Genomic DNA, 18,574 nt, shown 5'->3' with positions numbered 1-18,574 from the left:
GAGAAAGCCAAATGACCAAGCAGATCCAGGACGCCTACATCGTCGCCGCCACCCGCACGCCGGTCGGCAAGGCGCCCAAGGGCATGTTCCGCAACACCCGTCCCGACGACATGCTCGCCCACGTGCTCAAGGCCGTGGTCGCGCAGGCGCCGGGCATCGACCTGGGCCGCATCGACGACGCCATCATCGGCTGCGCCATGCCCGAGGGCGAGCAAGGCATGAACGTGGCGCGCATCGGCGTGCTGCTGGCCGGCCTGCCCAACACCGTGGCCGGCCAGACCATCAACCGCTTCTGCTCCTCCGGCCTGCAGGCCGTGGCGCTGGCGGCCGACCAGATCCGCCTGGGCAATGCCGACCTGATGCTGGCCGGCGGCACCGAATCGATGTCGATGGTGCCGATGATGGGCAACAAGATCGCCCTGTCGCCGTCGGTGTTCAAGGACGACCACGTCGCCATCGCCTACGGCATGGGCATCACCGCCGAGAAGGTGGCCGAGGAATGGAAGGTCTCGCGCGAGGAGCAGGACGCCTTCGCCCTGGCCTCGCACCAGAAGGCCATCGCCGCGATCCAGACCGGCGAGTTCGCCTCGGAGATCACCCCGTACGAAATCCACTCCTACCAGCCCAATCTCGCCGACGGCAACACCATCGCCCTGCGCAAGCTGCGGGTCGAGCACGACGAAGGCCCGCGCCCGGACAGCTCGCTGGAAGGCCTGGCCAAGCTGCGCCCGGTGTTCCGCAACGGCCAGTTCGGCGGCAGCGTCACGGCCGGCAACTCCTCGCAGATGAGCGACGGCGCCGGTGCGGTGCTGCTGGCCTCCGAGCAGGCGATCAAGGACTACGGGCTGACCCCGCTGGCGCGCTTCGTCAGCTTCTCCGTGGCCGGCGTGCGCCCGGAGGTGATGGGCATCGGCCCGATCGCGGCGATCCCCAAGGCGCTCAAGCAGGCCGGCCTGACCAAGGACCAGCTGGACTGGATCGAGCTCAACGAGGCCTTCGCCGCGCAGTCGCTGGCCGTGATCCGCGACAGCGAGCTCGACCCGTCCAAGGTCAACCCGCTGGGCGGCGCCATCGCCCTGGGCCACCCGCTGGGCGCGACCGGCGCGATCCGCACCGCGACCATCGTCCACGGCCTGCGCCGCCGCCAGCAGAAGTACGGCATGGTGACCATGTGCATCGGCACCGGCATGGGCGCGGCGGGCATCTTCGAAGCGCTTTGAGACTGGGCGTTGGGGTGCACCCCGTCCGACCACGCCGCCGTAAGCGCTAGTGGCAGCCGTGCGTGGAAGATCAGCGATAGTGATCAGCGGCGGTGATGGAGTTCGGTGTTGTTGTGGGAGCCGCCATGGCGGCGATCGGGCTTTACCGGTAAAGCTTCATCGTCGCCATGGCGACTCCCACGGCATCAGTTGGCAGCGAACGTTGCGCTGGTGAGATCGTCGGCTCGGGCCTCTCTGCAGGCTTCCGGGTCTGGAAACGAAAAAGGCGGCCCATGGCCGCCTTTTTTCGTGGTCGGAGCTAGCCCGCGCGCGGGACGGACTCAGTCCTCGCGCACACCCAGTTCCTTGAGCGCTTCGCGCATCGCCTTGGCCGCCGCTTCGCCGATCTTCTCGCTGTGCAGGGCGTAGCTGATGGTCGCCTCGACCAGGCCGATGTGCGCGCCGCAGTCGAAGCGCGTGCCCTTGAAGCGATACGCATGCACCGGCTTCTGCTGGAGCAGCGTGGCGATCGCATCGGTCAGCTGGATCTCGCCGCCCGCGCCCGGCTTGGTGGCTTCCAGCAGCTTGAAGATGCTGCCGTCGAGCACGTAACGGCCGACCACGCCCAGGTTGCTCGGCGCATCGGCCGGCTTGGGCTTCTCCACCATGGCGGTGATCTTGCCGCTGCGGTCGTTGAACGCCTCGGTGGCGACGATGCCGTAGCTGTCGGTCTTGTCCGGGGCGACGTCCTGCACCGCGATCTGGCTGGCGCCGGTGGCCTCATGGGCATCGGCCATCTGCTTGAGCGCGCCGGCGCCGCTGCGGTTGACGATGAGATCGTCCGGCAGCATCACCGCGAACGGCTCCTCGCCCACGATCGGCTTGGCGCACAGCACCGCATGGCCCAGGCCCAGCGCCTCGGGCTGGGTGACGAAGATCGCGCGCACGCCATCGGGCAGCGGCTTGCGCACTTTCTCCAGCAGCTCGTGCTTGCCGGACTGCTCCAGGCGGTGCTCGAGCTCATAGGCCTTGTCGAAGTAATCGCCGATGGCGTGCTTGTAGCGGTTGGTGACGAAGATCAACGTATCGCAACCGGCCTCGACCGCCTCATCGACGGCGTACTGGATCAACGGCCGGTCGATGATCGGCAGCATCTCCTTCGGCACGGTCTTGGTGGCCGGCAGGAAGCGCGTGCCAAGTCCGGCGACGGGGAAGACTGCCTTGCGAATACGTTGGGTCATCGGTGGTTCCTGGCCTCTCGAGTGGGGAATTGGACGACGGTGTTCATGGCCTCATGCTCCGGCGCCGGGATGAACTCCGGGATCGCCGCATGCAGCACGCGGCGCATGGTTTCATCATCGTAATCGGCGACAGCTTGACGCAGCTGTTGCAATGCCCGCGTGACAGCCTCGAGCGAAACGTCGCGGGCGCGGGCCTCGAGGATCTTCGAATGCGCGGTCGGCCGGTACAGCTCCTCCGCATGGAACAGCGTCTCGTGCAGCTTCTCGCCGGGGCGCAGGCCGGTATAGGTGATGGCGATATCGCGCCCGGGCTGCTTGCCCGCCAGGCGGATCATCTGCTCGGCCAGGATGCGGATCGGGATCGGCTCGCCCATGTCCAGCGTGTAGATCGAGGCGTGCGCGGCGCTGGCGGCGGCCTGCACGATCAGCTGACAGGCCTCGGGGATGGTCATGAAGTAACGGGTGACGTCCGGATGGGTCACCGTGACCGGGCCGCCGGTGCGGATCTGCTCGCGGAACAGCGGCACCACCGAACCGGCCGAGTCCAGCACGTTGCCGAATCGCACCGTGGTGAAACGCGTACCGCCGCCCCGCTCGTCCAGGCTCTGGCAGGTCATCTCGGCCAGGCGCTTGCTGGCGCCCAGCACGTTGGCCGGGTCCACTGCCTTGTCGGTGGAAATGAAGACGAAGGTGCCGACCTTGGCCTCGCGACAGGCGCGCGCCATGGTCTCGGTCACCAGCACGTTGTTGCGGATCGCCTCGCGCAGTTGGCCTTCGAGCAGCGGCACGTGCTTATAGGCGGCCGCGTGGAAGACCGCGTCGGGCTGGACGATGGCCAGCGCGCGGCGGATGGCCGCCGGATCGCCGCAGTTGCCTAGGAACGGGATCACTTCCAGATCGGGGAAGGCCTTGGTCAGCGCCTGGTGCGAGCGGATCAGCGCCCACTCGCTGATTTCCATAAGCGCGATGCGGGCCGCACCATGGCGGGCGCACTGTCGGCACAGCTCCGAGCCGATCGAACCACCGGCGCCGGTCACCAGCACCGTGCGGCCACCGAGCCAGCCGCGGATCAGCTTCCAGTCCGGGGTCACCGGCTTGCGGCCGAGCAGGTCGTCGATCGCGACCTCCTTCAGCTCGCCCGGCATCGAGCGGCCTTCCAGGATGTCGACCAGACGCGGCACCGTGCGGAACGGCAGCCCGGCGTTCTCGCAGATGCCGACCACACGCTGCATCTGCGAGGCGTCCAGCGAGGGCATCGCGATCACCACCAGGCGCGCGGCGGTTTCGCGCGCGATGTTGGCGGCATCGTCCAGCTTGCCCAGCACCGGCACGCCACGCAGCTTGGTGCCCTGCAGCTTCTCGTCGTCGTCCAGCAGGCCGACCGGTTCCCAGGCGCCGCTGCGGCGCAGGTCGCGCAGCAGCGCCTCGGCGGCACGGCCCGCGCCCAGGATCAGCACGCGCTTGGCGCGCACATCGACCGCATCGGCGATTTGATGGTCCTTCCAGGCGCGATAGAGCAGCCGCGGCAGGCCGAGCAGGCCGACAAGACCGAACGGGTACAACAGCAGCGCCGCGCGCGAGACCGCGTCGATGCGGTTGTAGATCACCAGGCAGATGGCGATGACGAGCAGGCCGATCAGGCCCGCCTTGAAGATGTTGGCCAAGTCCGGAACGCTGGCGAAGCGCCACAGGCCGCGATACAGGCCGACGCGCCAGAACACGATGCCCTGAGCGATCAGGACGATGGCGCTTTCGGTGGACCACCACGGCAGCGGCGGCGCGCCCGGCACCATGGCGTAACGTAGCCAATGCAGTCCGTGCCAACACAGCCACACCATCAGCAGGTCGTGGCACACGATCGCCACGCGCGGCACGGTGACCGAGAGGCGCGAGCGCCAATTCTTCATGCAGTCCTCATCCTTGGAGTCCGGTCCTGGCCTGCAGCCGCACCCAAGTCCATGAGGCGAAGGCAAAGCAAGTTGCTGCGATCACCAGGGCGGACCATCCGTCCCAGTGCCATGACATCACCATCATGATCGTAGCGGTCAGCGTGAAGATGGCACAAGCGGCTGTCACCCTGGTATGCCCCAGACGACGGGCGGTGCGCTGGTAGGCGTGCGTGGTATGCGGCTGCCACCACGGCTCGCGAGACAGTACACGACGCGAAAGGGTGAAACCCGCGTCAACGCTGAACATGGTCAGCGGCAGCAGCACCAGGATCGGCGATGCAGCCTGCGCGGCTGCGACCGCTGTAAGCGCTGCCAAGGCGTATCCCAGCGCACCGCTGCCGACATCTCCCAGGAAAATGCGGGCCCGCGGAAAGTTGAACGGGAGAAAACCCAGACAGCCCGCGCACAGCGCCAGCGCCAGCAGGGACCAGCCCGAAGGCAGCACCAGCGCGAACCCGGCCGCGGCGATCGCGGCCTGGCTCGCCGCCAGCCCGTTGATGCCGTCCATGAAATTCCAGATGTTGATCAGGCTGGCGGCCAGGACGAAGCCGGCCACGACCAGCCAAATTGCATACCCCAGCCGCCACAGCGCGATCGCCAGCAGCGCGGCGGCGATCAGGTGGATGGAAAAGCGCAGCCGCGCCGAAAGCGGGCGATGGTCGTCCAGCCAGCCGATGCCGGCGACCAGGGCGAAGCCCACCGCGAACAAGACGATGGGTGTGCCCTGCCCGGCGTCCGCGTTCCAGGCCTGCCAGACGCAGCCCAGCAGCACGACCGCCACGATGGCGATCCCGCCGCCGCGTGGGGTGGCGATCTGATGACTGCGACGCTCGCCCGGCGCATCCATCAGCCCGCGCCGCAGCGCGTAGAGGCGCGTCAACCAGGTCAGGAGCGCGGCAAGCGCGGCCAGACCCACGCCATAGGCCAGGACCGGCATCAGACGACGGCGTAGTTCAGCAGCGGCTTGACCGTGCCCCACTCCTTGCAGCTCGGGCATTGCCAGTGGTGGGTGCGCGCGCCGAAGCCGCAGCGCGTGCAGCGATAGCTGGGATTGCGCACCAGCAGTTGGTCGGTGATGTGCTTGAGGTCGTGCAGGGTGGCGTCCGCATCGGTGCCCTCGGACAGGGTCAGGTCGATCAGCGCCGCCTCGCCGCGCACCGAAGGCCGGTCCTTCAGCTGGCGCGCCAGGTAGACGCGCGCCTGGTGCAGGCCATCGTGGCGCTCGACCAGCCGGGTCAGCGCCAGCACCGGGGCGATGCCGCGGTAGTGCTCGCACATCTCCGACAGGAACGCGCGTGCGCCCGGCACGTCGCCCACCTGCTCGTAGCTGGCCAGCAGCCCGGGCAGGATTTCGGGTAGGTAGTCCGGGTCGTGACGCGCGGCGCGCTCGAAGGCGCGGATCGCGGCCTCCGGGTGGCCGGCCTCGACCTCCAGGCGCCCCTCCAGGATACCGGCGCGCACGCTCTTGGCGTCGGCCTGATAGGCGCGCGCGACGGCGGCGCGCGCGGCCTCGACCTCGTTGGCCGTGCGATAGCGCTCGGCCAGTTCGCACTGGAACATCGCCACCAGCTTGCCCATCGGCTCGCCGGTGACTTCCTCATAGCGCGTGGCGTTGTCGATCGCCTTCTCCCAGTCGCGCTCGGCCTGGTAGATGCTGATCAGGTGACGCAGCGCCTGCGGGGCGCGCTGGTCGATGCGCGCCAGGTCGGTGAACACCGTTTCGGCGCGGTCGAGTAGGCCCGAGCGCATGTAGTCCTCGCCCAGCGCCAGCAGGGCCTGCACGCGCTGCGCGTCGGTCAGGTCGTTGCGCTGGACCAGCCCCTGGTGCAGGCGGATGGCGCGATCGACCTCACCGCGGCGGCGGAACAGATGGCCCAAGGCGACCTGCGTCTCGAAGGTCTCCTTGTCCAGCTCGGCCACATGCAGGAACAGCTCGATGGCCTTGTCGTTCTGCTCGTTGAGCAGATAGTTCAGGCCGCGGAAGTAGGTGCTGGACAGGTGGCTGACCTGGGTGACGTTGTGGCGCTGGCCGCCACGACGGCCGATCACCCAGCCCACCAGTGCGGCCAGCGGCACGAACAGGATGAACCAGAACCACTGGTCGAGGAATTCCATCGGGCGTCAGACTCCCGGACCCGGCGGCACCGCGTCGTTACGCGTGGCAGGGGCGCTGACGCGACCGGCCTTGCGCAGGCGTGCGTACAGCGGCCAGGCCACGGTGGCCAGCACGATCAGCGCGCCGATGCACACGCCGGCCAGCAGCGAGACGATGATGGCCGCGCCCGAGCCGGTGGAGATCTGCGTGACCAGCAGGTTGAGCGTGATGGGCTGGGTATTGAGGATGCCGATGATGAGCCCGATGGCCAGACAGACCAGGGCAATGATCAGGCGAACGATATTCATGGGATCCCTCCGGGAGGCGAATGGCGCCTAGCTTAGCCGAGGCAGCCAGCTGGGGAAGGCTGGGCGTAAGCCCTTGTTGCGGAAGCGACGCTACGGCGCGAGTGGCGCGCTAGTCGCTGCCGATTTCTTCGATCGGGGCCACGGTGCTGACGCGTTCGCGCAGCTCCTTGCCCGGCTTGAAATGCGGGACATGCTTGGCCGGCAGGGCCACGGCGTCGCCGGTCTTAGGGTTGCGCCCCATGCGCGGCGGACGGTAATGCAGGGAAAAACTGCCGAAGCCACGGATCTCGATACGCTCGCCGCGGGTCAGCGCGCTTCCCATCATCTCCAGCAGCGACTTGACCGCCAGGTCGACGTCGTCCGGCTTCAGGTGCGGCTGTCGGCGGGTCAGAATCTCGATCAGTTCGGATTTCGTCATCGGCTGCGGGGTGCGCGTTGGGCATGACCATGGCCGGCCCGGACGAACCGGGCCGGCATGGTTTTCAAGCGTGTTGCGGGATTACTCGGACTTGCCGCCGTCCAGCTGCGCGCGCAGCAGCGCACCCAGGCTGGTGGTACCGGTGGCGGCCTCGGCGGCGGTCTTGTTGTACTCGGCCAGCGCCTCGGCGGTCTCCGCCTCGTCCTTGGCCTTGATCGACAGCTGCATCGTGCGGCCCTTGCGGTCCATGCCGATGAACTTGGCCTCGACCTTGTCGCCGACCTTCAGGTGCTGGCTGGCATCGTCCACGCGCTCGTGGCTGATGTCGCGGGCCGAGACATAGCCCTCGATCCCGTCGGCCAGCTCGATCGTGGCGCCCTTGGAATCGACTTCCTTGACGGTGCCTTCGACCTTGGAGCCCTTCGGATGCGAGGCCATGTACTGGCCGAACGGATCCTGCTCCAGCTGCTTGACGCCCAGGCTGATGCGCTCGCGCTCCGGATCGACGGCCAGCACCACGGCGTCCAGCGTGTCGCCCTTCTTGAAGTTGCGGGCGATGTCCTCGCCGGTCGAGTTCCAGCTGATGTCCGACAGGTGGATCAGGCCGTCGATGCCGCCGTCCAGGCCGATGAAGATGCCGAAGTCGGTGATCGACTTGATCTGACCGGACACCTTGTCGCCCTTCTTGTGGATGGCCGCGAAGGTCTCCCATGGATTGGCGGCGACCTGCTTCATGCCCAGCGAGATGCGGCGACGCTCCTCGTCCACGTCCAGGACCATGACTTCCACCTCGTCACCGACCTGCACGACCTTGGACGGGTTGACGTTCTTGTTGGTCCAGTCCATCTCGGACACGTGCACCAGGCCTTCCACGCCCGGCTCGATCTCGACGAACGCGCCGTAATCGGTGACGTTGGAGACCTTGCCGAACACGCGGCTGTTGGACGGATAGCGGCGGGCGATGTTGTCCCACGGATCCTCGCCCAGCTGCTTCAGGCCCAGGCTGACGCGGTTGCGCTCGCGGTCGTACTTGAGCACGCGCACTTCCAGCTCCTGGCCGACTTCCACCACCTCGGACGGATGGCGCACGCGCTTCCAGGCCATGTCGGTGATGTGCAGCAGGCCATCGATGCCGCCCAGGTCGACGAACGCGCCGTAGTCGGTGAGGTTCTTGACCACACCCTTCAGCACCACGCCTTCCTGCAGCTTGTCCATCAGGGCCTCGCGCTCCTCGGAGTGCTCGGACTCGACGACGGCGCGGCGGGAAACGACCACGTTGTTGCGCTTGCGGTCCAGCTTGATGAGCTTGAACTCCAGCTCCTTGCCTTCCAGGTAGCCGGGATCGCGCACGGGGCGCACATCGACCAGCGAACCGGGCAGGAACGCGCGCACGTCCTTGATGTCGACGGTGAAGCCGCCCTTGACCTTGCCGCTGATGCGGCCGGTGATGGTCTCGTTCTTCTCCAGGGCTTCTTCCAGCTCGTCCCACACCATGGCGCGCTTGGCCTTCTCGCGCGACAGGACGGTTTCGCCAAAGCCGTTCTCGAGCGAGTCGAGCGCGACCTTCACCTGGTCGCCCACACCCACGTCGATCTCGCCGGCGTCGTTACGGAACTGTTCGATCGGCACGATGCCTTCGGACTTCAGGCCGGCGTTGATCACCACCACGTCGTTGCGCACCTCGACCACGGTGCCGACGACGATGGCGCCCGGCTTCAGCTTGGCCAGATGGGTCTGGCTCTGCTCGAACAGTTCTGCAAATGATTCGGTCATTGTTGATTACTCAGTTGGACACACGGACAGGTGCTCACCGCCTGCGCGGCCTGGCCCCTGTCCACCCGTTGCGGCACCAAGGTCGGCTGCCGTGTGTTGGTTGGTTGGATGACCACCCCGGCCGACATGGACGAGGTGGAGTTGATGTCTGCCGCGATCGACTCAGGCGGCGGGCGATGGCACCAGGGCCAGCACCCGCGTCACGACGGTCTCGATGTCCAGGCCGGTGGTGTCGATGAGGACGGCGTCTTGCGCCGGCCGCAGCGGCGCCACCGTGCGCTGGGCATCGCGGGCGTCGCGCGCGAGGATCTCGCGCAGCAGACCGTCGATTGTGACTGAAACCCCCTTGTCTTTCAACTGCTTATAGCGACGCTCGGCCCGCTCCTCGGCGCTGGCGGTCAGGAACACCTTGTAGGGGGCGTCCGGGAAGATGACCGTGCCCATGTCGCGGCCGTCGGCGACCAGCCCGGGCGCGGTGCGGAACGCCCGCTGGCGCTCCTTCAGCGCCGAGCGCACCTCGGGGATCGCGGCGATCGCCGAGGCCACCGTGCCGGTGGTCTCCAGGCGCAGCTCGTCGGTGGCGTCCACGCCGTTGACCAGCACCCGCATCTCGGCGCCGTCCTGGTCGCGGAAGCTAACGTGGGTGTCGAAGGTGCAGCGCACCAGGGCGGCGGCGTCGGACAGGTCCAGGTCGGCCCAGCTGGCCGCCACGCCGACCGCCCGGTACAGCGCGCCCGAATCCAGGTAGTGCCAGCCCAGCCGGGTCGCGGCCAGGCGGCTGACGGTGCCCTTGCCCGCCCCGGACGGACCATCGATGGTGAGAACGGGAACGGAGGCTGTCATCATGTGGCGGCTCGGCAGGGGAAACGCCGCATTATCGCCGACGCGCGCCTCCTCGCCGGCACCCTCCGGAGCGGACGCGAAGAAATTTCCGGCCAACTGCTTGAATCGACTCGGAAAGCCAGGCTAGAATGGCGGGCTTAGTAGGTTCCATCCCATTCCACGCCGAGGTTTTACGTCATGAAGGTCCTGTCCTCCCTGAAGTCGGCGAAGGCCCGTCACCGCGACTGCAAGGTGGTCCGCCGTCGTGGCAAGGTCTTCGTGATCTGCAAGTCCAACCCGCGCTTCAAGGCCCGCCAGCGCTGAGTTCCAGCGCTGTACGGTGCACCGGAAACCGCCCTTCGCCGGGCGGTTTTTTGTTGCGGTCGCTCTGCTATAAAGACGACCTTACCTGGGGGAACCTCGTGATGAAGCCTCGCATGCGCCTGCTGTCCCTGATTGCCCTGGCTGCGCTGGCCGGCCCGTCCGGCGCGGAGACCCTGCTGGTCGACCGGGCGCGCGATCCGGCCTCCAACCTGCCCGTGCGCGGGCTGACCACCGGCCAGGTGGAAGCCAGGTTCGGCGCGCCGCAGCAGCGCCTGGACCCGCGCGGCGGGCAGAAGCGCCAGTGGCCGACGATCAACCGCTGGGTCTACCCCAACTTCACCGTGTACTTCGAGAAGAACAAGGTGATCGACGTGGTGACCAACAAGGCCAGCCCCAGCGAGATCGGCCCCAAGCCGCCGATCCGCTGAAGCCGGTTCACGCGCGGCCTGCGATGCGCAGGCCGGCTCGCGGTCATCGCCCCGATGCGAGCACCGCATAATCAAGCAAGACCTGCCGGTGTGCGATCCCGGCGCAGCTGATGGAAAACCCGATGACCAATGTCCGTTTCCCCGCGGAGTGGGAACCCCAATCCGCGATCCTCATCGCGTGGCCGCATGCCGGTACCGACTGGGCCGCGCGCCTGGAATCGGTCGAAGAGACCTATATCGCCCTGGTGGCGGGCATCACCCGCTTCGAGCCGGTGGTGATCTGCGTGGCCGACGCGGACCTGCAGGTCTACGCCGAGGCGCGCCTGCGCTCGGCGCGCGTGGACATGGACCGCGTGCGCTTCGTCGAGGCGCCATACGACGACACCTGGCTGCGGGATTCCGGCCCGATCAGCCTGCGCAGCGCCGACGGCTTCAGGCTGATGGACTTCCGCTTCACCGGCTGGGGCGGCAAGTACGAGGCTTCGCTGGACGATCTGCTGGTCGGCACGCTGGCCGGGGCCGGCGTGTTCCGCGATGCCTATGTGCAGCGCGTGGACTTCGCGCTGGAGGGCGGCGGCATCGAGACCGATGGCGCCGGCACCCTGCTCACCACCTGGCGCTGCCTGCACGAGCGCCATCCCGATGCCACGCGCGGACAGATCACCGAGACGCTGAAGACCTCGTTGCGGCAGCAGCGCGTGCTGTGGCTAGACCATGGTTATCTGGAAGGCGACGACACCGATGCCCACATCGATACCCTGGCCCGCTTCGCACCGGGCGATGCCATCGTCTACCAGGCCTGCGACGACGCCGGCGACGCGCACCACGCCGAGTTGACCGCGATGGGCGATGAGCTGGCCGCGCTGCGCACGCCCGATGGCGCGCCCTACACGCTGTATCCGCTGCCGTGGGCGCAGCCGATCCTGGACGACGGCCGTCGCCTGGCCGCCAGCTACGCCAATTACCTGATCCTCAACGGCGCGGTGCTGATGCCCGCCTACGGCGATCCGGCCGATGGCCCTGCCGCCGAGGTGCTGGCCAAGGCCTATCCAGGTCGGGAGATCGTGCAGATCCCCTGCCGGCCGCTGATCTGGCAGAACGGCAGCCTGCACTGCGTGACCATGCAGCTGCCCGAAGGCCTGCTGGCCGCGTGAACCCGCGCCGTGCGGCATCGCGCCCGGCCGCGTGAGCGGCCTTGCGCGGACGCAGGGCGTCCCACACATCCGCGTTACCATTCCTTCTCCCCTGCTGTCGCACTGCCGCCATGACCCGTCGCACCCTGCCCGTTGCCCTGATCCAGGAAAAGAACCACGGCGACGCCGATGCCAATCTGACGGTGATCGAGCAGCGCGTGGCCGAGGCCGCCAAGCGCGGCGCCAAACTGGTGCTGCTGCAGGAACTGCATAACGGCGCCTATTTCTGCCAGCACGAGTCGGTGCACGAGTTCGACCTGGCCGAGCCGATCCCGGGCCCGAGCACCGCGCGCCTGGCCGAGTTGGCCAAACAGCACAAGGTGGTGCTGGTGAGCTCGCTGTTCGAACGGCGCGCCGCCGGGCTGTACCACAACACCGCGGTGGTGTTCGACGCCGACGGCAGCACGGCGGGCAAGTACCGCAAGATGCATATCCCGGACGACCCGGGCTTCTACGAGAAGTTCTACTTCACCCCGGGGGATCTGGGTTTCAAGCCGATCGACACCTCGGTCGGCCGCCTGGGCGTGCTGGTGTGCTGGGACCAGTGGTATCCGGAAGGCGCGCGGCTGATGGCGCTGGCCGGTGCCGACCTGTTGCTCTACCCCACCGCCATCGGCTGGGATCCTGACGATGCGCAGGACGAGAAGACCCGCCAGCGCGATGCCTGGGTGCTGAGCCACCGCGGCCACGCCGTGGCCAACGGCCTGCCGGTGCTCAGCTGCAACCGTGTCGGCCACGAGGCTTCGCCGCTGGGCGCCTCGGGGATCGACTTCTGGGGCAATAGCCATGTGCTGGGGCCGCAGGGCGAGTTCCTGGCCGAAGCCGGCGGCGAGGCGGAGATCCTCAGCGTCGAGGTCGACCTGCAGCGCAGCGAGCACGTGCGCCGCATCTGGCCGTTCCTGCGCGACCGCCGCATCGACGCCTACGGCGACCTGACCCGCCGTTACATCGATTGATGGCCCAGCGCGCGCCGTCCGCATGAACGCCGCGCTGCCGCGCATCCGACCCGTGCGCGTCGAGGACATGCCGGCGATCACGGCGATCTACGCCGCGCAGGTCGACGGCGGCGTGGCCACCTACGAATACGATCCGCCGGACGTGGACGAGATGCGGCGCCGCATGCAGGCGCTTCTGGATCAGGGCTATCCGTATCTGGTGGCCGAGTGCGACGGACGGCTCGCCGGCTACACCTACGCCGGCAGCTACCGCGCTCGCAGTGCCTACCGCTTCACCGTGGAGAACACGGTCTACGTGGATGCGGCCTTGCACGGCCGGGGCATCGGCAGCGCGTTGCTGCAGGCGCTGATCGAGGCCTGCACCGCGCGCGGCTTCCGCCAGATGATCGCGGTGATCGGCGACTCGGACAACGCCGCCTCGGTGCGCTTGCACCAGCGCGCCGTCTTCCGCACCGTGGGCGTCTTCCAGGGCATCGGCCGCAAGCACGGCCGCTGGCTTGACCTGCTTCAGATGCAGCGTGCGCTGGGTGAAGGCGCTGCTGGCGCTCCTTTCGACGAGTAATCCATGACCGATTCCGATTCCACCGCCCTGCCCGCCACGCCCGCGCACGAGGAGGCGGCCGAACAGCCGCAGCGCGTGGTGCAACGCGATGGCGTGCGCTACACGCTGCTGGGCACCGCGCACGTGTCCAAGGCCAGCGTGGAGGCGGTGCAGCAGGCCATCGACAGCGGCGCCTACGACGCGGTGGCGGTCGAACTGGACGCCCAGCGCCTGCAGGCCCTGAGCGATCCGGACGCGCTGGCCAAGCTGGACCTGGTGCAGGTGATCCGCAAGGGCCGCGTGGCGCTGTTCGCCGCCAACCTGGCGCTGGCCGCGTATCAGCGGCGCCTGGCCGAGCAGTTGGGCATCGAGCCCGGCGCCGAGCTCAAGCGCGCGGTGGACGTGGCCCGCGCGCGCGGGCTGGCCGTGCACCTGATCGATCGCGAGGTCGGCCTGACCTTCAAGCGCGCCTCGGCCAAGCTGGGCCTGTTCGGCAAGCTCAAGCTGGGCGCCGGCCTGCTCGGCGGCCTGTTCGCCTCCGACGAGGTGGGCGAAGCGGAGATCGAACAGCTCAAGCAGGGCGACATGCTCGAGGCCAGCTTCGGCGAGTTCGCCAAGGAGAGTCCGGCCCTGTACGAGGCGGTGATCGCCGAGCGCGACCGCTACATGGCCGCCAGCCTGCGCGAACAGGCCGGCGGCGCACGCGAAGTGCTGGCCGTGGTCGGCGCCGGCCATCTGCAGGGCCTGGCCAGGCATCTGGCCGAGGACCAGGCCGACCCGGCCGTGGTGCGCAGCGAACTGGAATTCGTCCAGCCCAAGCGCAAGCTGCCCTGGATCATGATGCTGCTGAGCGTGCTGGTGCTGGGCGGCATCGTCTGGGGCTTCTACAGCGGCGGGCTGAAGGTCGGCAGCACGCTGCTGGTGCAGTGGCTGCTGCTGACCGGCGGCCTGGCCGGGCTGGGCTGCCTGGCCGCGGCCGGCCATCCGCTGAGCATCCTGGCGGCGATCGTCGCCGCGCCGCTCAAGCCGTTCCGCCCGGGCCTGCCGGCCGGCGCCTTCAGCGCGCTGGTCGAGGTGCACCTGCGCAAGCCGGCCTACGGCGACTTTCTGGCGCTGCGCGACGATGCGCAGACGCTCAAGGGCTGGTACCGCAACCGCGTCTGCCGCGTGGTGCTCACCTTCATGCTGACCAACTTGGGCAGCATGGCCGGCTTCTGGATCACCGGCGTGCTGGTGGCGCGCAAGCTGCTGGGCTGAGGCGCGGCCCGGCGACGGACGCCGACCGGCACGGCGCTCAGGCCGTGCCGACCGCCGCCTCCTGCGGCACGCCGCGGGCGCGGCGCACCAGCCGGCCCATGCCGGCGCGCAGGTCGTCCAGGATCGCGTAGATCGTCGGCAGGAACAGCAGGCTGACCACGGTCGAGAACGCCAGGCCGCCGGCGATGGCGCGGGCCATCGGGAAGTACGGCGGGCCGTCGCCGCCCATCTGCGTGCCGCCCATGGCGATGGGCACCATCGCCAGGATCGCCGTGCCCATGGTCATCATGATCGGGCGCAAGCGCTCGCGGCTGCCTTCCACCAGCGCGTCGGTGCGGCTCAGGCCGCCGCGGCGCAGCGTGTTGATGTGCTCGATCATCACGATGCCGTTGTTCACCACCACGCCCATCAGCACCAGGATGCCGATGAAGGACATCACGCCGAAGGCGGTGCCGGTGAGCCAGAACAGCCAGAACACGCCGAAGATCGAGAACACCACGCCGGACATGATCGCCGCCGGGAACAGCAGCGACTCGAACACCGCGGCCATCACCAGGTAGATCATCAGCAACGCGATGACCATGTTGAACAGCATCTGCTGCATGGCCTCGCCGTCGTCCTGGTAATCGCCGCCGTCGAAGGTGTAGTGGTAGCCGGCCGGGAAGGCCATCGACTTGAGCACCGCCTCCATCGCCTCGCGGCCCTTGGGCGCGGTGACCTGCTCGGCCAGGTTGGCGGTGATGGCCAGCGTGGTCTGGCGGTTGCTGCGCGAGATCTGCGAGGCCGAGGGCGCCATGTCGATGCTGACCATCGACATCAGCGGCACGCTGCGCCCGTCCTTGGCGCGCACCATGAAGCCCTCCAGGTCGGCGATGGTCGACTGCTCGGCGCCGGCGAAGCGCAGGGTCACCGGCACCTCGGTGTCGCCGCGGCGCAGCTCGCGCAGCTTGCCGCCGCGCAGGGCGATGTTGACGAAGCTCGCCACGTCCTGGGCCGAGAAGCCGAACGCGGCGGCGCGTTCGCGATCCACGTGCACCTTCAGCTCGCTGCTCTGGTCGCCCGCGTCGATGCGCACATCGCGCAGCTCGGGGCGGCTGGCCAGCGCCGGCAGCACATCGCGGGCGATCTCCTGCAGCACGGCGGTCAAATCGCCGGTCAGCTGCACCTGCACACCGTTCTTGTTGCCCCCGCCGTTGCCATTGCCGCTGCCCATCACGATCTCGGCGCGCGCCGACTTGGGCATGCCCTTGCGCAGCAGCTCGACCCGGCGCTTGGTCTCGTCCGGATCGGTGGTGTCGAACTTGACCGAGCTCGAGGCGCCTTCGCTTTCGCTGAACCACGAATAGATCTGCGTGATGCCCAAGGCCTTGCGCTGGCTTTCCAGGTATTGCTCGGCGCGCGCCACTTCGGCCGACATCTGGTCGCGCGTGTAGGAGCCGCGGAACTGGTACAGCACCGAGGTCTCGCCGGCCTGCCCGCCGCCGAACATGTCCATCTCGGTCAGCCTCATCGGCACCAGGCTGGCGGCCACGATCAGCACGATGCCCAGCACGCTCCAGCCGCGGTGCTCCAGCGTCCAGCGCAGCATTCGCGCATAGCGGCGCTGCAGCCACGGGATCAGGCCGCGCTCGGAGCGCAGCAGCGGCGGGGTCTTCATCCGCGCCGACAGCATCGGGATCAGGCTGATCGCCACCAGCCAGGAAGCCAGCAGCGAGACCGAGATGGTCACCGCGATCTGCGCCATGAAGATGCTGATCTGGTTGGTCTCGCCGAACAGGTTGGGCACGAACACGATGCAGTGGCACAGCGTGCCGGCCGACAGGGCGATGGCCACGTGCCTGGTCCCGAGCAGCGCGGCCTTGACCGGTTCGCCCGGCATCTTCTCGCGCTCCTGGAAGATGCTCTCCACCACCACCACGGCGTTGTCGACCAGCATGCCGACCGCCAGCAGCAGGCCCATCATCGTCAGGATGTTGAGCGTGACCCCGGCGAAGTACATGAAGCCCAGGGTCATCACGAAGCAGATCGGGATGGCCAGGGTCACCATCAGCGTGGACGGCCAGTGGCGCAGGAAGAAGAACAGCACGGCGATGGACAGCAGCAGGCCGATCGCGCCGGCCTCGGCCAGTTCCAGCAGCGAGGAGGTGACGTTCTCGCCCTGGTTCTCCATCACCTTGATCTGCACGTCGGACAGCTCGGGCTGGGCGCGGATCGCGTCCACCTCGGCCAGCGCGTCGCGCGAGACCTGCACCAGGTTGGCGCTGCGCTCCTTGTAGATGTCCATGCCCACGGCCGGCTTGCCGTCCAGGCGGCGGCCGTAGTCCATGCGCGAGGGCTTGAGCTGCACGCTGGCGATGTCGCCCAGGCGCAGACCGCTGTCGGCGATCACCAGCTCGCGCAGCTGCTGCAGGTCGGCGACCTCGCCCATCGGCTGCACGCGCAGGCGCTGGCCGTGGTCGTCGATCTGGCCGGCGGAAATCGAGAAGTTGGCCGCCTGCAGGCGCGTGGTCAGGTCGTTGAGATTGAGGCCGTGCGCGCTCAGGCGATCCGGCGCGATCGCCACCTCCACCTCGTTGGGCGCCGCGCCGGAGATCTCCACGCGCGCCACGCCGGGGATGCGCTCCAGCCGGCGCTTGAACTCGCGTTCGATCATGTCGTACGAGGCGGTCATGTCGCGGTCGCCGGCCAGGCGCACGCGCAGGATCGGCTGGTCGCTGCTGGACCACTTGAACACCGAGTAGCGCTTCAGATCGTCCGGCAGGTCGCTGCGGATCGCGTCCAGGCGCACGCGCGCGTCGGAGGCGGCGATGGCGATGTCGCGGTCCCAGTCGCTGAACTCGATGAAGAGGCTGGCCGCATCGGCGGTGGCGGTGCCGCGCAGGCGCTTGATGCCCGGCATGATCGCCAGCGCCTCCTCGGCCGGGCGCAGGATGTTGCGTTCGACCTCCTCCGGCGTGGAGCCCGGATACGGCAGCTGCACGAACAGGAACGGCGCGGAGATGTCCGGGAAGGCCTCCAGCGGCAGCCGCACCGCCGCGATCGCGCCGATCACCAACAGCGAGACGAAGCACATCACCGTGGTCACCGGCCGGCGGATGCTCAGCGCGGCGATGCTCATCCTTCACCTCGGGCACAGGCGTGGGGTCCCCACGCGGGACCGGGGCGTCCAGGCAGGCCTGGAGACAGGCGAGCGCGCGGCATCATGGCGTGCACACCGCCACGCGCATCGCGCGCTGGTCGATCATCAGCACGCTGTCCTTCAGGGCCAGTGCGCCGACCAGCAGCTCCGGGTAGCGATCGGACACCCGGGCGTCGAGATCGCGCAGGACCAGTCCACCGATCTGGACCGGCCCGTGCACGGTCGCCTTGCCGAGTTCGATCGCGGTGTGGCTCAGCTGGCCCGAACCGGCCTCGGCCAGGGAACCGGCCTCGATCTGATCGTAGAGCGCCTTGGGCAGCACCAGCGCCACGTTGGCGCCGGTATCCAGATTGCCCTCCAGCTGGCGCTCGCCGATCCGCACGGGGACGCGGAAGGGCCGGGTGTAGGGCAGCACGTCCGCCCGATCGCCGGGCAGCGACAAGCTGCGGCTGAAGGACAGCATCCGCGCCGGGTAGTCGATGATCAGCAGGCCGTCGGCGAAGAACTCGCGCGCGAGGATGCCGTCGAAGGCGGCTTCGTCCTTCAGTTTGGCGCGATAGTCGCGCGTGATCGCCTCGATGCCTGCGCGTCGCAGGCCGTCCAGCTCGAGCGTATCGATACGGACCGTCTGCGCCACCGCGGTCTGCACGCCGTCCGAATTTCCGGACTGGCCCGCGACGGGCAGATGCAGGCTTTCCGTCAGGCGCGCATCGGCCCGCGCCAGGCCGCTGGCGCCGGTGTCGACGGCGAAGCGATAGCCCGAGCGGCCGTTGACCTTGGCGCGGACATAGATGCGCCCGTCCACCGTTTCGAAGGGCACATGCACCAGCAGCTGGTCGCGGGCGGCAGAGGCCAGCGAAGGACAGGAATCGCCCTTGCCCGCAGGCACCTGTGCCCACCCCGCGCCGCTGAGCATCATCAGGCCTGCCAA

Annotated in this window: 17 protein-coding genes; 7 read left to right on the top strand and 10 right to left on the bottom strand. The window is 68.4% G+C overall.

The features are described from left to right. Positions 1-11: 11 nt before the first annotated feature. Entirely contained in the window at positions 12-1,220 is a 1,209-nt protein-coding gene (locus MWN52_RS09120; protein ID WP_286577543.1) for an acetyl-CoA C-acyltransferase, read from the top strand. A 320-nt stretch (positions 1,221-1,540) separates the two neighbouring features. Here MWN52_RS09120 and galU read toward each other — a convergent pair whose 3' ends face one another. The 8 genes from galU to cmk form a co-directional block, all read right to left on the bottom strand. Then, positions 1,541-2,440, bottom strand: coding sequence for a UTP--glucose-1-phosphate uridylyltransferase GalU (gene galU / locus MWN52_RS09115; protein WP_130518664.1), 900 nt, complete (start codon positions 2,438-2,440; stop codon positions 1,541-1,543). Beyond that, positions 2,437-4,347: a polysaccharide biosynthesis protein gene (locus MWN52_RS09110; protein WP_286577542.1), complete on the bottom strand. Its 1,911-nt coding sequence runs from the start codon at positions 4,345-4,347 to the stop codon at positions 2,437-2,439. The genes galU and MWN52_RS09110 overlap by 4 nt, the downstream gene beginning before the upstream one ends. 7 nt (positions 4,348-4,354) lie before the next feature. Further along, entirely contained in the window at positions 4,355-5,326 is a 972-nt protein-coding gene (locus tag MWN52_RS09105; protein WP_286577541.1) for an MraY family glycosyltransferase, read from the bottom strand. After that, positions 5,326-6,504 (bottom strand): lipopolysaccharide assembly protein LapB, encoded by a 1,179-nt coding sequence (gene lapB, locus MWN52_RS09100; protein ID WP_286577540.1) that lies wholly within the window; start codon positions 6,502-6,504, stop codon positions 5,326-5,328. The genes MWN52_RS09105 and lapB overlap by 1 nt, the downstream gene beginning before the upstream one ends. Before the next feature lie 6 nt (positions 6,505-6,510). Next, positions 6,511-6,792: a LapA family protein gene (locus tag MWN52_RS09095; RefSeq protein WP_130518670.1), complete on the bottom strand. Its 282-nt coding sequence runs from the start codon at positions 6,790-6,792 to the stop codon at positions 6,511-6,513. 109 nt (positions 6,793-6,901) lie between these two features. Next, the gene (locus MWN52_RS09090; RefSeq protein WP_130518672.1) at positions 6,902-7,210 is read right to left on the bottom strand and encodes an integration host factor subunit beta; all 309 of its coding nucleotides are present in this window, start codon (positions 7,208-7,210) and stop codon (positions 6,902-6,904) included. Between the two features lie 81 nt (positions 7,211-7,291). Continuing rightward, on the bottom strand, positions 7,292-8,983 hold the full coding sequence (gene rpsA / locus MWN52_RS09085) for a 30S ribosomal protein S1 (RefSeq protein WP_130518674.1): 1,692 nt from the start codon (positions 8,981-8,983) through the stop codon (positions 7,292-7,294). A gap of 162 nt (positions 8,984-9,145) precedes the next feature. Beyond that, positions 9,146-9,826 carry a (d)CMP kinase gene (gene cmk / locus MWN52_RS09080; protein WP_130523030.1) on the bottom strand — a complete coding sequence of 227 codons (681 nt, stop codon included), beginning with the start codon at positions 9,824-9,826 and terminating at the stop codon, positions 9,146-9,148. 177 nt (positions 9,827-10,003) lie between these two features. On the opposite strand from cmk, the gene ykgO reads away from it, so the two are divergent. The 6 genes from ykgO (at position 10,004) to MWN52_RS09050 (ending at position 14,504) form a co-directional block, all read left to right on the top strand. Then, on the top strand, positions 10,004-10,129 hold the full coding sequence (gene ykgO / locus MWN52_RS09075; RefSeq protein ID WP_010342887.1) for a type B 50S ribosomal protein L36: 126 nt from the start codon (positions 10,004-10,006) through the stop codon (positions 10,127-10,129). A 101-nt stretch (positions 10,130-10,230) separates the two neighbouring features. Next, on the top strand, positions 10,231-10,557 hold the full coding sequence (locus MWN52_RS09070) for a hypothetical protein (protein ID WP_130531304.1): 327 nt from the start codon (positions 10,231-10,233) through the stop codon (positions 10,555-10,557). Between the two features lie 122 nt (positions 10,558-10,679). Further along, complete coding sequence (locus MWN52_RS09065) at positions 10,680-11,711, top strand: agmatine deiminase family protein (protein WP_286577539.1); 1,032 nt, start codon at positions 10,680-10,682, stop codon at positions 11,709-11,711. A 110-nt stretch (positions 11,712-11,821) separates the two neighbouring features. Then, the gene (locus MWN52_RS09060) at positions 11,822-12,706 is read left to right on the top strand and encodes a carbon-nitrogen hydrolase (RefSeq protein ID WP_130531300.1); all 885 of its coding nucleotides are present in this window, start codon (positions 11,822-11,824) and stop codon (positions 12,704-12,706) included. 22 nt (positions 12,707-12,728) lie between these two features. Beyond that, on the top strand, positions 12,729-13,268 hold the full coding sequence (locus tag MWN52_RS09055; protein ID WP_286577538.1) for a GNAT family N-acetyltransferase: 540 nt from the start codon (positions 12,729-12,731) through the stop codon (positions 13,266-13,268). Positions 13,269-13,271: 3 nt separating this feature from the next. Beyond that, a complete protein-coding gene (locus tag MWN52_RS09050; protein ID WP_286577537.1) occupies positions 13,272-14,504 on the top strand; it encodes a TraB/GumN family protein in 1,233 nt (410 codons plus the stop codon). A gap of 37 nt (positions 14,505-14,541) precedes the next feature. On the opposite strand, the gene MWN52_RS09045 is transcribed toward MWN52_RS09050, so the two are convergent. Then, on the bottom strand, positions 14,542-17,622 hold the full coding sequence (locus MWN52_RS09045) for an efflux RND transporter permease subunit (RefSeq protein ID WP_286577536.1): 3,081 nt from the start codon (positions 17,620-17,622) through the stop codon (positions 14,542-14,544). Between the two features lie 82 nt (positions 17,623-17,704). Further along, entirely contained in the window at positions 17,705-18,574 is an 870-nt protein-coding gene (locus MWN52_RS09040; protein ID WP_286577535.1) for an aspartyl protease family protein, read from the bottom strand.

Origin of the sequence: Pseudoxanthomonas winnipegensis (assembly GCF_030322905.1) — a bacterium.
GTDB lineage: Bacteria > Pseudomonadota > Gammaproteobacteria > Xanthomonadales > Xanthomonadaceae > Pseudoxanthomonas_A > Pseudoxanthomonas_A winnipegensis.
This window is presented reverse-complemented; position numbering and strand designations above follow the sequence as displayed.

Bases quoted from the DNA above. Each gene is read 5' to 3' on its own strand.
- MWN52_RS09065 (WP_286577539.1), top strand. From the start codon at position 10,680: ATGACCAATGTCCGTTTCCCCGCGGAGTGGGAACCCCAATCCGCGATC.
- galU (WP_130518664.1), bottom strand. From the start codon at position 2,440: ATGACCCAACGTATTCGCAAGGCAGTCTTCCCCGTCGCCGGACTTGGC.
- MWN52_RS09070 (WP_130531304.1), top strand. From the start codon at position 10,231: ATGAAGCCTCGCATGCGCCTGCTGTCCCTGATTGCCCTGGCTGCGCTG.
- MWN52_RS09120 (WP_286577543.1), top strand. From the start codon at position 12: ATGACCAAGCAGATCCAGGACGCCTACATCGTCGCCGCCACCCGCACG.
- ykgO (WP_010342887.1), top strand. From the start codon at position 10,004: ATGAAGGTCCTGTCCTCCCTGAAGTCGGCGAAGGCCCGTCACCGCGAC.
- MWN52_RS09110 (WP_286577542.1), bottom strand. From the start codon at position 4,347: ATGAAGAATTGGCGCTCGCGCCTCTCGGTCACCGTGCCGCGCGTGGCG.
- rpsA (WP_130518674.1), bottom strand. From the start codon at position 8,983: ATGACCGAATCATTTGCAGAACTGTTCGAGCAGAGCCAGACCCATCTG.
- MWN52_RS09060 (WP_130531300.1), top strand. From the start codon at position 11,822: ATGACCCGTCGCACCCTGCCCGTTGCCCTGATCCAGGAAAAGAACCAC.
- MWN52_RS09095 (WP_130518670.1), bottom strand. From the start codon at position 6,792: ATGAATATCGTTCGCCTGATCATTGCCCTGGTCTGTCTGGCCATCGGG.
- lapB (WP_286577540.1), bottom strand. From the start codon at position 6,504: ATGGAATTCCTCGACCAGTGGTTCTGGTTCATCCTGTTCGTGCCGCTG.
- MWN52_RS09090 (WP_130518672.1), bottom strand. From the start codon at position 7,210: ATGACGAAATCCGAACTGATCGAGATTCTGACCCGCCGACAGCCGCAC.
- MWN52_RS09055 (WP_286577538.1), top strand. From the start codon at position 12,729: ATGAACGCCGCGCTGCCGCGCATCCGACCCGTGCGCGTCGAGGACATG.
- MWN52_RS09045 (WP_286577536.1), bottom strand. From the start codon at position 17,622: ATGAGCATCGCCGCGCTGAGCATCCGCCGGCCGGTGACCACGGTGATG.
- MWN52_RS09105 (WP_286577541.1), bottom strand. From the start codon at position 5,326: ATGCCGGTCCTGGCCTATGGCGTGGGTCTGGCCGCGCTTGCCGCGCTC.
- MWN52_RS09050 (WP_286577537.1), top strand. From the start codon at position 13,272: ATGACCGATTCCGATTCCACCGCCCTGCCCGCCACGCCCGCGCACGAG.
- cmk (WP_130523030.1), bottom strand. From the start codon at position 9,826: ATGACAGCCTCCGTTCCCGTTCTCACCATCGATGGTCCGTCCGGGGCG.